The sequence below is a fragment of the Spiroplasma endosymbiont of Cantharis nigra genome, assembly GCF_964019925.1.
Classification (GTDB): Bacteria; Bacillota_I; Bacilli_A; order Mycoplasmatales; family Mycoplasmataceae; genus Spiroplasma_A.
Genome location: NZ_OZ026470.1, coordinates 484,174 through 499,758, shown reverse-complemented (window position 1 = coordinate 499,758; position 15,585 = coordinate 484,174). Strand labels below are relative to the sequence as shown.

The window sequence follows — 15,585 nt, the reverse complement described above, 5'->3', positions numbered from 1 at the left end:
AAAAGAATTATTAATCAAGGAGGATTTAAATATAATGGGAACTATAGTATGATGAGGGGCATTATTAATAGCAATAGCTACTGCTATTGTTGGGGGAATAATTGGTTTTATAATAACAAGAAAAGTTATTCAAAAACAATTAAGAGAAAATCCACCAATTAATGAAAATCAAATTAGAGCTATGTACAGAAGTATGGGAAGAAAACCAACTGAAAGTGATATTAAAAAAACTATGAATGCTGTTAAAAGAGGAAAGTAAAAAATTTATTAAAAATGTTTTATTAAAAAACATTTTTTTTTTTTTTTTACTAAAAAAATATTATATAATTAATTAGGAATTTAATTCCGTATGAAGTACAGAATATCAATTATAAAATATTAGAACGGTGGACAAAAAATGATACAAGTTTTTACTTGTAAAAAATTTAAAAGGGTAAATGCATTTTTATTACACAATGAAGAAAAAAAGGGTGTATTATTTGATACAGCATATGAATCTTATAAAGATATAATAAAATTTGTGGAGAGCAATAATATTCAAATAACAGATATTTTTATAACACATGGTCATTTTCCACATTTTTATGGAATAAATGAAATTTCAAAAAGTCAAAATAATCCTAATGTTTTTATTGGAAAAGAGGATTTATTAAATCTTTTTGATCCAATAAAAAATATGAGTAATTATTTTGAAGGTGTTAATAAATGTATATTAGAACCTATAAAAAATTTAAAAGTAATATCACAAGATGGAAAAGTAAATTTAAATGGATATGATATTGAAATATTTAAAAAGAATTGTCATACAGAAGGTTCTTTAATCATTTCAGTACCACAAGAAAAATTCTTATTTACAGGTGATTTCATTCTTAAAGATGAAACTTATTTAGTTGATGGATTGTTGCAACTAAATAATGAAAATGAAAAGTTAATTTTAGAGACTTTTAACTGATTAATAAGTAATTTTAATAAAGATTTTAAAGTTTTTACTGGTCATTATGATTATGGTTTTAAAATAAATAATATTTTAGAAGATAAAGATGCTAAACTTTTAAGAAAATATATATCAAAATAGTTTTTATTAATAAAAAAAGTACTTAATTATAATTAAGTGAATATAATTCTCTAAGTATACATAATGTTAAAAAAAACATAGAATGTATACAAGGAGAATTTTTTATATGTCAAATGTTACAGGTAATAAATCAAATATTTTAAGTATCAAACAAAAGCAAGAGTTAGTAAATAGACACTATAATGAAAATAGAACTTTTAGAGAGCTTTCAATTGAATATGGTGTATCTTATTCAACAGCAAGAAACCTTTGCATAAATTATAAAATATATGGAGCTGAATGTTTAATTTCAAAAACAGGAAAGCACAACAAGCATTCTAGTGTTAGACCAAATTCTTTAGACCCAAAAGATAAGGAACTAGCAATTCTTAAAAAGAAAATTAAATGATTAGAAATGGAAAATGAAGTTATAAAAAAGTTCAATGAAATGATGGAAAATCAAAAGAAAAAATAAATTATATTTATAAAATCATAGAAGAATTTAAATACAAATATCGTATTTCGGATTTATGTAAGCTTTTAAAAATTACTAGATCAAGTTACTATAGGTGAGTTAGCAATGGTAAAAAGGATTATATTATAAAAATAGACATTAATATTGCAAAAGAAATAAAGTTTCACTTTTTTAAATATAAAGGTATTTATGGTAGTCCAAGAATAACAATATGTTTAAAAAATAAGGGAATAAAGATTAGTCAAAATAAAGTAGCAAGAATAATGAGAATATATAAGATGTATTCAGTAATTAGAGTTAAAAAGATGATTAGAAAACCTAAGGAAAAGAAAAGTATTACTCATGGACCCAATATTGTTAATAGAAAATGAGAAATTTATGAGAAGAATGAATGCTGAGTGACTGACATTACTTATTTACCATTAAATAATAAATTTGCTTATCTTAGTATTTTAAAGGATGTTAAGACAGGATTTATAGTTGGTTATAAATTGTCTAAAATAAATGATATAAAAATTTATAGAGATACTCTTATTAATTCAACAAAATATAGAAATGACATAAGTAAATCGCTTATAATTCACTCTGATAATGGTTCTCAATATACATCATTTTTTGCAAAAAACTATTCAAAAAAGAATAATATAATTATTTCTTTATCAAGACCTGGAAATTCAATAGATAATGCAATGTGTGAAACATTTTTTTCTTCATTAAAAGAGGAATGAAAAAAAGAGTTAAAAGTAAACTCTTTTGAAAAATTGGAAAGCTCTATTAGTAAATATATTCACTTCTATAATTATGAAAGAATACGAGTTAAAACTTCTAACCCTCCATCTTATGAATACTTTAATAATTGAAACAAAATAAAAGTAATTGCATTAAATGCAATTACTTTATAAAAAAACATTTTGTATACTTGACAAAGTATATTCATAATTATAATTAAGTACTTTTTTTATTTTTTATTTTTAAGCCGTTTTTTTCCTTTGAATTAGATTCATTTATAATAATTTTTTTTGCATTTTTATTCTTTTTATCCAATTCATTTACTTCAATATCATCTTCATTTGACTTAATTTTCCCTTTTCCCAAAAATGCAGGTTCAGTACCTTTAATTAGTCTAATAATATTTTGATAATGTCTTGCCAATAAAATAAGTGCTGCAAAAGTTACAACTAAGTTTATTACTAAAAAACTATCCATTGGTGAACCATTAACTAAGTGAAATTTATTATATCAAACAAATGGGAAGGCATTTTCAAAGTCATTACCATTAATTGAAAAATTACTTAATCCAGAAAGTTGAGGAATTCACATTAATGCTGCAGCTAAAATTGTTGCAAAAATAGAACCAATACTTACTTTTTTTGAAACTAATACTAAAATTAATCATATTGTAAAGAATATTAAACCTACAAGAAAGTTAGCAACTAACATTAAACCTAAAAAACAACTTACAGCTTTACCACCTTTGAATTTGTAGTAAACTGGTCAACAATGACCAACTAAAGCAAAGAAACCTGGAATAATTAAAATTGTATTTTTAAAAATTTCAGTTGAGCCAGTTGGTATTAAACTAATTAAAAATGCAAGAAGTACCGCTAAAAATATTTTAAAGGAGTCTAATAACATAATTACAACTCCTCATTTTTTACCAATCATACGACTTGCGTTAGTTGCACCAGCATTTTTACTTCCTTGCTCTCTAACATCCTTATTGGTTTTTCATTTTACAATAGCAATTGAAAAAGAAAAACTTCCTAAGAGATATGCGAGAATAGAAGTTATAAAAGTTCCTAAAATAATTCCTAAAGTCATGTTCTACGCTCCTTGTAAAATATCTAATAATCATAAGTTATCTTACTATAAACTTATAGTAATATGCAATAAAATAGTTTAGAATAATAAAATAGTCCTACAAATTATTTCCTAAAATAGGAGGGTTTATTAAGAATGAAATTAAGTGAAAAGATAAATTTAAAAAGTATTATTTTTAGTTTATATAAAAAGGATTTATATGGTCTTTTAAATAAGAAAGAATTTAATTTAAATAAAGAACAAAAAAATGAACTAATTTTTTTAGGTCAAACAGATGAATGTAAAACTTTATTTGAAGGAATTAATAATTTTTTTGAAAAAAACATTAATAATGAACCAATCGAACTAAGTTTGATGCTAACTTTAATTTTGCAAAGATATCACTACTTTTATAAAACTGAATTAGAGTGAAGAAGCTATTGTAATAATTTTGAAAAAATTGAAGAAAAAGATCCTGGTGAATTTTTTTTAACTTATATTAGTAAATTTTTTAATGATCAAATAGATCTTTATAATAAAAGTTATCAAGAAATTATTGAAGAGTTTAATATTGATAACTGAAATAAAAAATTTTCACAAGATATTTGTTTGTTAATTAAAAACATTAATAATTCAAATAATTTTCAAGAAAAATTACAAAATTGCGAAAAATTAGTTTTATTCTTACAAGATACAAAAAATATTTATTCTAGTTTAGAAGTAGTTGGTTTAGAAAGTGAAAAACAACAGTTTTTAGCTCATACAAATGAAGTAAAAATAATATTTCAATCATTAAATCATTTAGTAAATGAAATATTAAAGCAAATTATTGCTGTTTAAAGGAAAAAAATATGTTTAATAAATATGACAAAATGAATCAAAAAGAGTTGGAAGAAAAGCTTATTATTATTGAAAAAGATTATAAAGACTTACTAAAACAAGAAAAGCAAATTGATAAAAAAGTTAGAAAAAATTTGTGATTTTGATTTTTCTTTCCTTTATTAGGTTTTCTTTTTTATCAAATTCATCTTAAAAGAAGAAAAGAAAATGACAAAAACTATTATATTATTAAAGATAAAAAAAAGGAGTTAATTTATATTGAATTAGAAATTCAATTTATTAAATCCAAAATTGAAAAGTTAAATGAAACTAGTTCAAAATAATTTTTTTATAGTTTATAGACTATAAAACTCATAAGATACATAATTAAGGAACTTCTTGTTGATTCCAAAAATGTAGTGCGTTCATAATAGTCAATAATTATTATTTGACTATACTTGTCAAATTTATGTTCTTGTGATGGTGAACATATAATAAAAATATTGTCAGTCTTGTTTTTAAGTAAATTATAAAAATTAATTACATATTGATTATCCAAACCAAAAGCAACTATTATGAAAGTATCTTCAGATGTTACTCTATTAACTCAAGTTTCATTTAATTTTCTTTGATAATTAAAATGAGCATTATAACCTAATAGATTTAATTCACTTATAAACAATTCTGTATTAAATAATTGTTGGTAACAACTTATAGCATAAGTATTTTTTGTTTTTTTAATAGAGTTAACAAGATCTATTATTTTGTTTTCTTGTGAATCGATTAAATCAATGGATTTATTGATTAAATTTCTATAGGAATTGTTATTATTTTCATTATTAATTGTTAAAGTTGTTCAGTTATAATATTCAGTTTCAACTTTAATTCTTATTGCCAGTTCCTTAAAACCATCATAACCATATTTTTTTGCAAACGCTGTAATGACAGATTCAGAACAAAAACTTTGTTTTGAACATTCATTAATTTTAGGCGTTTTTTTATTTTCAATACAGTCAAGTAAATAATTAGCAATTGAAACATGGGTTTGATTTTCAAGGTTGGCTTTTATTAATATCAATTTTTCTTTAATGCTTTTGAACATATTTATCTCCTAGATATATATTAACAAAGTTTTTTTGATTTTCCAAAAAAATTCTCCATTAATATAATTTATTGTAAAAAAATATTCTATTTAATAGAATTAATTTGGAGGTAAGTAAAAATGATTAAGTTTTCAAAAAAATTTGAAATAGGAGCATCCATGAGTGCACTGCAAACTGAAGGAAAGGGTATCACAAAGATTGGTGATTTAGCTTTTGATAAATATTATCAAGAAAGCCCTGAGTTATTTCATAATAATGTTGGACCTAATGTAACATGTGATATTACAAGACATTATAAAGAAGATATCAAAATGTTTAAAGAGATTGGTTTTGATTCATTAAGAACGGGATTTTCTTGAGCAAGATTATTTCCAGATGGTAAAACACTTGATTCACAAGCAGTGAAGTTTTATCACGATTATATTAATGAATATAAAAAAAATAACATCAAAATAATTATGACTTTATTTCACTTTGATATGCCACTTTGAGCCCATCAAAAAGGAGGGTGAGCTTCAAGAGAAGTAATTGAATCTTTTGTTCAATATTGTGAATTTATTTTTCAAGAGTATCAAGATAGTGTTGACTCTTATGTGACATTTAATGAGCCTTTAGTTCCTGTATATGAAGGTTATTTAAATGATAAACATTATCCTGCTTTGGATGACCCTAAACAAGCTGTACAGCAAGCATATGGAATATTTTTAGCTCATTCCAAAGTACTATTAGTTTTTAGAAAATATAGTTTAAAAGCTCAAATTGGATTAGTTTTTAATTGAAATTATACCTATGCTTTTTCTAATTCTGATGAAGATCAAGAAGGGGCAAAAATTTATGATGCATATGTTAATAGGGGACCTTTAAATATTATGTTTAATGGTGTAATTGACCCCATTTTAGTAAAAACTTTGAAGCAATATTCAATTTTACCTAGTTATAGTCATGAGGAATTAGCAATAATTAAACAAACTAAAATAGATTTTCTAGGAATAAATTATTATTTCCCTTGTAGAGTAAAAGTTCAAAGTAATCACAAGGAAAGATGAATTATGGATAATTTTATTATTGATATTCCAAAGGAAGCTAAAATAAATCCTTATAGAGGATGAGAAATATATCCTGAAGCTCTTTATGAAATTGGGATGGAGATTAAAGAAAAATATAACAATATTGCTTGATATATTGCAGAAAATGGAATGGGTGTTGAAAATGAAGATAGATTTAGAGATGAACAAGGAATAATAAATGATGATTATCGAATTGAATTTTTAGAAGATCATCTTATTCAAATCAAAAGAGCAATTGATAATGGTTCAAATTGTTTTGGCTATCATATTTGAGCTGCCTTGGATTGCTGAAGTTTTAGAAATGCTTTTAAAAATAGATATGGCTTAATTGAAGTTAATTTAAAAGATCAAAGCAGAAAATTTAAAAAATCAGCTTTTTGATATAAAAAATTAATTGAAAATAAGGAAGGATAATTAAGATGATTAAGAAGAAATATATTCAATCAGTTCAAGATATTTTTCAATACTTAGGTGGCTATGGAAATATAAATTACTTTACTCACTGTATGACAAGAATGAGATTTCATTTAAAAGATTGGAAAGTAATTGATGAAGAAAAATTAAAATCCAGTGAAGCTGTAACAGGAATCAAAAAAAATGAAGGTGGTGATGAATACCAAATTATAATTGGTATGGACGTTGCTGAATTTTATGAAACATTTTGTGAAATAAATGGTTATGACCTTGATGGTAGAACTTTATTATTAAAATCAACTAATTCAAAGGATACTGATTTTAAAACAAAACAACTTGAAGAGATAAAACAAATTAAAGGTAAATTTAGAGTTAAAGGGTTTACCAATAAATGTCTTTCTTTTATTAGTAAGGTATTTTCACCAATAGTATATCCCTTAATTGGTTATGGGCTATTATTAACAATTTGATCACTAATGACCGTTGAATGAAATGGAGATGGAACTTCATTAGCCAATAGTGTTCATTTCTTTGGTCAATTTGCAAGTATTCTTGATATTTTAACTAGTACTTTTTCACTATTTATTACAATAGCAGTTAGTTACACTGTTTTTAAAGCAATGAGATGTAGTTCAATTTATGGAATACTTATTGGAGTTGTATTGACAGCTCCAGGATTAGTAACAATGGGAGTTGTTGAAGTTCAAGAAGGACAAACTATTTTGTCACAATATCCTGGATGAACATTATTTGGTAAAGGAATAGTATATCCATGAAAAATAAACTTCAATGGATTAATGGTACCAATGATTGGTGTAGCTATTTTTGGAGCTTATATGGAAAGATGAACTTCTAAAATATCTAACACTACTACTAAAAATATTTTAAGTCCAATTCTTATAATAGGTGTAACATTTATATTTGCAATATTTATTGTGGCTCCAATTGGATTATTATTTACAAATTATTTATCAATTTCAGTTAATTGATTAAGTACAAATGGAATTGCAAAATATATTGCTTTACCACTTTTGGGAGCACTATATGGTCCTCTTGTAATAACAGGTTTACATCATTCTTTAACTCCAATTATATTACAAGGTCAATCAGCTTATGGAGCAACTATTATTCAGGGTTTATGTACATTATCAAATGTATCCCAAGGTGTAGCTACAATAGCTTTTGTAATATTAAATAAAAGAGTAAGACAATTAAAAGAATTGGGTGTCTCAAATGGAGTTTCTGCTATTGTTGGGGGAATTACAGAACCATCTTTATTTACAGTAAATTTGAAACATTTATATCCTTTAATTGCATGTTCAATCGGAGTATTTTGCGGAAGTTTAATTCTTGTTGCTTCTAATACTTTTGCCTTACAAGGAGCAAGTTCAATATTTGGTTTCTTAATGTTCCAACATAAAGCACCAAGTGCAACTGGCGTTACTACTTGAATGGGAGGTGGATTTCTTTGAGGTGGAATTTCAATTACAATTAGTTGTACTGTAACTTTTATAATGACTTTATTATTAGGAAAAATTAAATTCTTTCAAGAGAGAACTCGTGATCTTCTATTAGAAGAATATAATGAAGATTTAAATGAATTAAAATTAATATCTAAGACAGAATTTAAAGAAATAATCAAAAAAGAAAGGGAATCTAAAAAAACTTTAAAACAACGAATTTTATTAGAAAAAAGAAATAATGGAGTTACTAATAAATTATAATAGTAACTTATTAGTAATATAAATTAAAAAAATGTCCTATTAAATGTGGAACATTTTTTTAATTTAATTTAAAATATTTTTACTAGGAGAAAATATATGAAAAAAATTAAATTTAAAAACATATTGCATATTTTTCTATTATTAATTTTACTTTTTTCTATTATTTTTAATTTTTCAACTCCAAAAGTTAATTATGAAGTAAATAGAATAAATACAAAAGAAAAAATTGTTATGTTAACTTTTGATGATGGCCCTGGTTTTGAAGATGAAACAATATTAGATATTTTAAAAGAAAATGATGCCAAGGCAACTTTTTTTGGAACAGGAATAAATTATGAAAAGTATTGAACAGATAAAAAAATTGAAATGATTGTCAAAAGAATTATTAATGAGGGTCATTCATTAGGAAATCATTCCTATAATCATAATAATTATCAATTTAAAACAAAAGAGGGTTTTAATGAATTTTATCAAACTAGTGAAATGATAGCTAAAATTTATCAAGAGAATAATATAGAAAAAAATATTAGTGACATTCCAGTAAGAATGCCATATCTTCAATATTATAGAGGTATGGATTATATTAAAAGCAAAATGAAAATTGACTACTTTGTTAGAGGTTATTTAGGATGTGATTACAATGAAAGTATTTGTGGAAAAAATAAAATTCTAAAGCAATATAAAAAAAATATCAAACCTGGACAAATATTAGTTTGTCATACAAGAGATTATGCAAAAGAATGGCTTCCAGATTTATTATTATATTTAGCTGAAAATAATTATAAAACAGCTAATTTTAGTAGTGGGGAACATTACTATAAGAATTATGGAGGTTTAATTTTCTAATGTGATCAACTTTTGAAATTATTCAATTTATTACTCTAAACTTTATTTCCATTTTTTTTATATATTTTTCAGTTGGAAATTACTTTAAAAAAGACACAAAGAAAATATTTAAAATTATATATATTAATATGGCATTATTAAATATTATATGAATTATTCTTCTCTATGTTTTTACTTTTTTAATATGAACTTCTTCGTGAGGAGTTAATATCGGAATCAATTTTGGTTTTATAATTGTAGATATAATTTATTTTTTATTATGAATTAGTTTTAATTTTAAAAAAATAAATAATTTAAATATTTAAATCACTCTAAAAAAATCTATTAATTATTTTATTAGTCAATTATTAAAGTACTTTAACTTTATTAAAGTACTTTAACTTTTCTAAATATTATAATATAAATAGAAAAATTTAGAGGTATAATATGGGAAAAATCTTTAAACCATTAGTAATTATTTTACTAATCATTGGGCTTATTTTATTAATTATTATGTATACAGTGCCAAGTACAAAAGAAAAAAAAGTACAAGAGCAAAATTTTATTATGAATCATGGTAACAAGGATTGACATTGAATTCAAGATTGAGAAGAATACAATAAGGATCATAAAAATTTTGAAATGTATTCAAGTAATATGGAAATTGCACATGTTACTGAAAAAGTTATACATGATGATGGTAAATTTGAATTAAATGCAAATAGCATTGGTGAAACTTTTTTAACTTTAGTTGGGTCAACTAAAAATTCAAACTTAGAGAAAAAATGAACTTTTAAAGCAATAGTTAATGAATCAGAAGAGCCAGAAAAAACTAATATTGAATTATCAGATAATAAAGCAATTATTGAAGTAGGGCAAACTAATTCTTCATTAAAAATTGAAAACTACTTAGCATTAAATAATGTTTATGTAGAATCAACAGATAAAAATATTGCAACAGTATTTAATGATAATGAAACAATTCATATAACTGCTATTGAAGAAGGCGAAACAAAAATAATTGTTAATGCCGACAATGTAGTTAATCCAATGGAAATAAGTGTAACTGTTAATAAACAATTATTGGATATTGATCTATCAGATAATAAAGTTAGCCTTGAAGCAGAAGAAACAAACTCTTCAATAGAAATAAAAAATTATCAAAGTTTAAATAATGTTAGTGTTCAATCTAAAAATACAAGTGTTGCTGAAGTAATAATTGAAAATGAAACTATTAAAATAACAGGTGTTAGTGAAGGTGAAACAAAAATAATTGTTAATGCTGATAATGCAAAAGAAGCAATGGAAATAAGTGTAACTGTTAATAAACAATTATTGGATATTGATTTATCAAATAATAAAGTTAGTCTTGAAGCAGAAGAAACAAACTCTTCAATAAAAATAAAAAATTATCAAGGTTTAAATAATGTTAGTGTTCAATCTAAAAATACAAGTGTTGCTGAAGTACTAATTGAAAATGAAACTATTAAAATAATAGGTATTAGTGAAGGTGAAACAAAAATAATTGTTAATGCTGACAATGCAAAAGAAGCAATGGAAATAAGTGTAACTGTTAATAAACAATTATTGGATATTGATTTATCAAATAATAAAGTTAGTCTTGAAGCAGAAGAAACAAACTCTTCAATAAAAATAAAAAATTATCAAAGTTTAAATAATGTTAGTGTTCAATCTAAAAATACAAGTGTTGCTGAAGTACTAATTGAAAATGAAACTATTAAAATAATAGGTATTAGTGAAGGTGAAACAAAAATAATTGTTAATGCTGACAATGCAAAAAATGCTGTTGAAATAAATGTAATAGTAAATAAAAAATTATTTGATATTGATCTATCAAATAATAAAGTTAGTGTTGAAGCTCAAGAAACTGATTCAAGTATAATAATAAAAAATTATCAAAGTTTAAATAACGTTTCTGTTAAAGCAAATAATGAAAAAATTATTAATGTAATAATTGAAAATGAAACTATTAAAATAACAGGTCTTGTAGAAGGTGAAACAAAAATAATTGTTAATGCTGACAATGCAATAATGCCAATTGAAATAAATGTTATAGTTACAAAAAAATTATTTAACATTGAGTTATCAAATAATACTACTAGCATGGAAGTTGATGACAGTGATTTAATAACAATAGAAAATTATAGCGATTTAAATAATGTTAATGCTGAAGCAAATAATTCAAATATTGTTTTGTTAATCATAGAAAAAAATATTATTAAAGTAACAGGTGTTAGTGAAGGTGAAACAAAAATAATTGTTAATGCTGACAATGCAATAATGCCAATTGAAATAAATGTTATAGTTACAAAAAAATTATTTAACATTGAGTTATCAAATAATGATACTACTTTAGAGTCAGGAGAAACAAATTCTTCAATAAAAATCAAAAATTTTGAAAGTCTAAATAATGTAAGTGTTCAGTCTAAGGATTTAAAAACTGCTGAAGTAATAATTGAAAATGAAACTATTAAAATAACAGGTGTTAGTGAAGGTGAAACAAAAATAATTGTTAATGCTGATAATGCAAAAGCTTCTGTAGAAATAAATGTTATAGTTACAAAAAAATTAATAGATATTGAATTAGATAATACAAATATTAGTATTGAAGCAGAGAATGAAGTTTTAATAAAAATAGAAAATTTTGAAAGTTTAATTAATGTTACAGTTACAAGTAATAATCCAAATATCATTAGAGTAACTCATGAAAATAATAATATTCTAATTGATGGTCTTGCAGAAGGCGAAGCAAAAATAATTGTTAATGCTGATAATGCAAAAAATCCAATAGAAGTTAATATTAACATTACAAAAAAATTAATAGATATAAAAGTAAATAAAACAAAAGTTAAAATTAGAGTAGGTAGTGCTATGACAAAAGTTAAAATTTTAAATTATGATGATTTAGAAAATCCCACAGTTGAAGATAGTTCTTCAGGTTTAATAACAGTTACTGTTAAAGGAGATACTATTTCAATTAAGGCTCTACTAATAGGAGATGCAATTATTAAAGTTAATGCTGATAATGCAAGAGAAGTTGTTAAAATTGAAGTTAAAGCAAGATTAATTTAATAAATTATTAATCAACTTTATAATCAATTAAAGTAGAAAAATATTTAAAAAAATTAATAAGAAAAAAATTTAATCCTGTAATATTTGTTTCATAATAATTTTGATCTAAAAATAATTTGTTATCAATAAGATCAAAGTTTTTTTCTCACAAATATGTATATAAGATAAAAATATTATTTTTATCTATTTTATTTTTTAAAAAGTCATAGGCGTTATAAAGACTATGGGCTTCATCACCAGTAAAAATAAAAATATAAGAATATTCAAAATAATGTGATTGATTTAAATTATTTACACTTTTTGATAAATCAAAAACAGTAGCTTTATAATTTTTTTGATTTAATAAATCAGATAAAAAAATTGATGAGAAAAATGTTTCGTAAGAAGACATTATAATAATTTCTTTATTATTTTCCAAAATAATTTTTTTAAATAAATTTATTTTAAAATCAGTATCTTTTGTAAAACTTGTAAAATTAGTAAATATTTCTGAAATCTTATTTACTTTATTAGTTTTAATATCAATAAAATTATTTTTATATTCCATCTTTAAAATTATAATTAGCTCACGATAACCAGAAAGTGAAATTGATTTTGAAAAATTTGTAATTGTAGCTTCACTTACATTACACATTTTTGCTAATTGCTTTTGTTTTCTAAAATTATTATTTCAGAAATCTTTTAAAATTTGTTGACTAATAATTTTAAATGTATCATTAATATAATTTTTACTTATTTTTTCAATTTTTTTATATAGTAGTTCATTCATATTCTCTTTGTTCTTATTTCTCTTTACTCAAAAGTATTATATATCTTATTTTTTTTATTCATTATTTTAAAAGTAATTGTAAAATAATTTTTAATATTTCACATAAATCTAAAAATAATTTATTGTATAAAGTAAATTAAAAGTTTATTTTTGTATAATAAATTAAGAAAAAGTAATTTTAAAATAAATCCATATATGTTAAAATATACTTTGGTGATAACTTATGAATAAAAAAATATTTGACTTAAATGAGGAATTGGAATTTGATCTTGATTATGTATATTTTAATCAAGGAATAAGCGATTGTCTTCATGATAATATTGCTGAAGACAAGAGAGATAGTTATTTTAAATGTACAAAATGCTTTACTATTTTTACATTTACAAGTATGAAACAGGCATTTAAGTTTAAAAAAAGAATTTTAACAAATTTTGATTTTGAACAAGCAGAAAATAACTATAAATTATTAAGAAGTGGTGATAAAAATGAAATCTAATACTATTACATTTTTTTATAATAATATGACAATGATTATGTTACACCTTGATAAATCAGTTGGATTATTAGCAGACTTTGAAAATTGAAGTAAAAAAGAAGATCAACAAATAGAATTACTAAAAAAAATAGCATTAAAAGAAAAAATAAAGACAACTCTTTTTGTTTTAAGCACTCGAGAAATGAATTATGGTCTTTGAAATTCTAAAAATATAATTAAAAAGGCTGAAGAAAATAAAATTGATTATGTAGTTTTTTATCAATTAAATCCAATGATTAATTCTATGAATGATATTGATCTTTATAAAAATATTAATGGATTTTTAAATATAAAAAAAATGATAGTAGCTAAAAACTTTAATCTACCAGAAGCAAATAAATTTTCTACAAATTTCATTGAAAAATGTTGAGAAAAGGATGCAATAATAATTGATTCTAAAGAAACAAAAGATCTTGAAATTAATTTAAACCTATTAAAGGAAAGTAAGTTTAAAGAATTTGAAAAAATAAATAATCTAAATTATCAATTTACTGGAAGAGTAAGCGAAGGTAAAAAGAGGGGAAGAACAATTGGTTTTCCTACAATAAATTTAATAACAGAAGAATTTATAGCTTTAAGTTATGGAGTATACGCTTGTGATGTTTACGTTGAAAGTTTGGAAAAACACTTTTTAGGTTCTGGATGTTATTGAAAAAATGAAATGAATCAAGATGTTTTTGAAATATTTCTAATAGATTTTGATAAAGAAATTTATGGCTGAAAAGTTGAAGTTACTTTACTTGAAAAATTAAGAGAAAATATTAAAGTAAGTGGTTTTGAAGAATTAAAAGATTTACTAAAAAAAGATGTTGAAAATACACTTAAATTCAAAAAATATATAAAATAGCATTAAAAATATCAGTTTTTTAAATTTTAAAAGCTGATATTTTTTTTAAAGTAATAAAAGACTAAACTATTATGTGAGATATTTACTTTAATTTAATTATGTTAAAATAATTATGAAAGAAACGAGCAATATAAACTATGGAAAAAGAAAAATTTTATTTAGGAAGTCATGTTGGAATGAATGCACCCAATAACTATTTAATTGGTAGTGCAAAAGAATCAATTGAAAATGGAGCAAATACTTTAATGTTTTTTACAGGAGCTCCACAAAATACTAGAAGAACTGAAACAAGTAAACTTAATATTGTTGAATTTAAAAAAATGCTAATTGATAATAACATCGATATCAATAAGGTTATTTGTCATGGACCATATACAATAAATTTAGCAAATACAGTAAAACCTGAAACTTTTGAATTGGGAGTTAGATTGTTAAAAGAAGAATTAATGAGATTAGAAGAAATTGGTGTACATACTGTTGTATTGCATCCAGGTGCAGCTGTTGGAGCTCCAAGAGAACTTGCATTAGCTAATGTTGCAAAAGGGCTAAATATGGTATATAAAGCTCTACCAAATACTCCAGTAAAAGTTGCTTTAGAAACTATGTCAGGAAAAGGGACAGAAGTTTGCATTACATTTGAAGAAATTAAAACAGTACTTGATTTAGTCGAACAAAAAGATAAAGTTGGAGTATGCTTTGATACATGTCATATGCATGATGCAGGTTATGATGTTAAAAATAACTTTGATGAAGTTGTTAAAGAATTCGATGAAAAAGTTGGTTTAGATAAGCTAATGGCCATTCATTTAAACGATAGTAAAAATCCTATTTCAAATCATAAAGATCGTCATGAAAATATTGGATATGGTTATATTGGTTTTAATTCACTTGCAAATATTGTTCATAATCCATTATTTAAAGAAATACCGATTGTTTTAGAAACACCTTGAATTGATGGAAAAATCAGTCCATATAAGGTTGAAATTGAAATGATTAAAAATAATAAATTTACAAATCCATTTAAAGATAAGGAAATGAAGTAAAAAACTGCTTTTAAAGC

Annotated in this window: 16 protein-coding genes; 13 read left to right on the top strand and 3 right to left on the bottom strand. The window is 23.2% G+C overall.

The features are described from left to right. The first annotated feature begins 34 nt into the window (after window positions 1–34). The 4 genes from AACL04_RS02140 (at window position 35) to AACL04_RS02125 (ending at window position 2,431) form a co-directional block, all read left to right on the top strand. Window positions 35–259, top strand: a complete 225-nt coding sequence (locus AACL04_RS02140) for a YneF family protein (RefSeq protein WP_053946172.1) — start codon at window positions 35–37, stop codon at window positions 257–259. A 138-nt stretch (window positions 260–397) separates the two neighbouring features. Beyond that, window positions 398–1,075 (top strand): MBL fold metallo-hydrolase, encoded by a 678-nt coding sequence (locus AACL04_RS02135; protein ID WP_339030987.1) that lies wholly within the window; start codon window positions 398–400, stop codon window positions 1,073–1,075. A 106-nt stretch (window positions 1,076–1,181) separates the two neighbouring features. Beyond that, the gene (locus AACL04_RS02130) at window positions 1,182–1,529 is read left to right on the top strand and encodes a hypothetical protein (RefSeq protein ID WP_339029627.1); all 348 of its coding nucleotides are present in this window, start codon (window positions 1,182–1,184) and stop codon (window positions 1,527–1,529) included. Beyond that, window positions 1,460–2,431, top strand: a complete 972-nt coding sequence (locus AACL04_RS02125; RefSeq protein ID WP_339029629.1) for an IS3 family transposase — start codon at window positions 1,460–1,462, stop codon at window positions 2,429–2,431. Before AACL04_RS02130 ends, AACL04_RS02125 begins: the two co-directional genes overlap by 70 nt. Before the next feature lie 43 nt (window positions 2,432–2,474). Here AACL04_RS02125 and plsY read toward each other — a convergent pair whose 3' ends face one another. Beyond that, entirely contained in the window at window positions 2,475–3,350 is an 876-nt protein-coding gene (gene plsY, locus AACL04_RS02120; RefSeq protein WP_339030986.1) for a glycerol-3-phosphate 1-O-acyltransferase PlsY, read from the bottom strand. A 135-nt stretch (window positions 3,351–3,485) separates the two neighbouring features. Here plsY and AACL04_RS02115 point away from each other — a divergent pair, with 135 nt between their 5' ends. Together AACL04_RS02115 and AACL04_RS02110 are read left to right on the top strand one after the other, a co-directional pair. Continuing rightward, window positions 3,486–4,169, top strand: coding sequence for a hypothetical protein (locus AACL04_RS02115; RefSeq protein WP_339030984.1), 684 nt, complete (start codon window positions 3,486–3,488; stop codon window positions 4,167–4,169). A gap of 11 nt (window positions 4,170–4,180) precedes the next feature. Continuing rightward, the gene (locus AACL04_RS02110) at window positions 4,181–4,492 is read left to right on the top strand and encodes a hypothetical protein (RefSeq protein ID WP_339030982.1); all 312 of its coding nucleotides are present in this window, start codon (window positions 4,181–4,183) and stop codon (window positions 4,490–4,492) included. Between the two features lie 5 nt (window positions 4,493–4,497). Here the strand turns inward: AACL04_RS02110 and AACL04_RS02105 are convergent, their stop codons facing one another. After that, a complete protein-coding gene (locus tag AACL04_RS02105) occupies window positions 4,498–5,250 on the bottom strand; it encodes a hypothetical protein (protein WP_339030981.1) in 753 nt (250 codons plus the stop codon). A gap of 120 nt (window positions 5,251–5,370) precedes the next feature. Here AACL04_RS02105 and AACL04_RS02100 point away from each other — a divergent pair, with 120 nt between their 5' ends. From AACL04_RS02100 to AACL04_RS02085, 4 genes are all read left to right on the top strand, one after another. Next, the gene (locus AACL04_RS02100) at window positions 5,371–6,732 is read left to right on the top strand and encodes a glycoside hydrolase family 1 protein (RefSeq protein ID WP_339030979.1); all 1,362 of its coding nucleotides are present in this window, start codon (window positions 5,371–5,373) and stop codon (window positions 6,730–6,732) included. Window positions 6,733–6,737: 5 nt separating this feature from the next. Beyond that, window positions 6,738–8,456 carry a PTS transporter subunit EIIB gene (locus AACL04_RS02095; protein ID WP_339030977.1) on the top strand — a complete coding sequence of 573 codons (1,719 nt, stop codon included), beginning with the start codon at window positions 6,738–6,740 and terminating at the stop codon, window positions 8,454–8,456. A gap of 96 nt (window positions 8,457–8,552) precedes the next feature. Next, window positions 8,553–9,302 carry a polysaccharide deacetylase family protein gene (locus AACL04_RS02090; RefSeq protein ID WP_339030976.1) on the top strand — a complete coding sequence of 250 codons (750 nt, stop codon included), beginning with the start codon at window positions 8,553–8,555 and terminating at the stop codon, window positions 9,300–9,302. Window positions 9,303–9,728: 426 nt separating this feature from the next. Beyond that, window positions 9,729–12,374: an Ig-like domain-containing protein gene (locus tag AACL04_RS02085; RefSeq protein WP_339030975.1), complete on the top strand. Its 2,646-nt coding sequence runs from the start codon at window positions 9,729–9,731 to the stop codon at window positions 12,372–12,374. Window positions 12,375–12,381: 7 nt separating this feature from the next. Here AACL04_RS02085 and AACL04_RS02080 read toward each other — a convergent pair whose 3' ends face one another. Beyond that, window positions 12,382–13,143: a hypothetical protein gene (locus AACL04_RS02080; protein WP_339030974.1), complete on the bottom strand. Its 762-nt coding sequence runs from the start codon at window positions 13,141–13,143 to the stop codon at window positions 12,382–12,384. Window positions 13,144–13,366: 223 nt separating this feature from the next. On the opposite strand from AACL04_RS02080, the gene AACL04_RS02075 reads away from it, so the two are divergent. The 3 genes from AACL04_RS02075 to AACL04_RS02065 all read left to right on the top strand — a co-directional run bounded on the left by AACL04_RS02075 (window position 13,367) and on the right by AACL04_RS02065 (window position 15,568). Continuing rightward, entirely contained in the window at window positions 13,367–13,639 is a 273-nt protein-coding gene (locus AACL04_RS02075) for a hypothetical protein (RefSeq protein WP_339030972.1), read from the top strand. Next, a complete protein-coding gene (locus tag AACL04_RS02070; RefSeq protein ID WP_339030971.1) occupies window positions 13,629–14,525 on the top strand; it encodes a riboflavin kinase in 897 nt (298 codons plus the stop codon). The genes AACL04_RS02075 and AACL04_RS02070 overlap by 11 nt, the downstream gene beginning before the upstream one ends. A gap of 137 nt (window positions 14,526–14,662) precedes the next feature. Beyond that, complete coding sequence (locus AACL04_RS02065; protein ID WP_339030969.1) at window positions 14,663–15,568, top strand: deoxyribonuclease IV; 906 nt, start codon at window positions 14,663–14,665, stop codon at window positions 15,566–15,568. Window positions 15,569–15,585 lie beyond the last annotated feature (17 nt).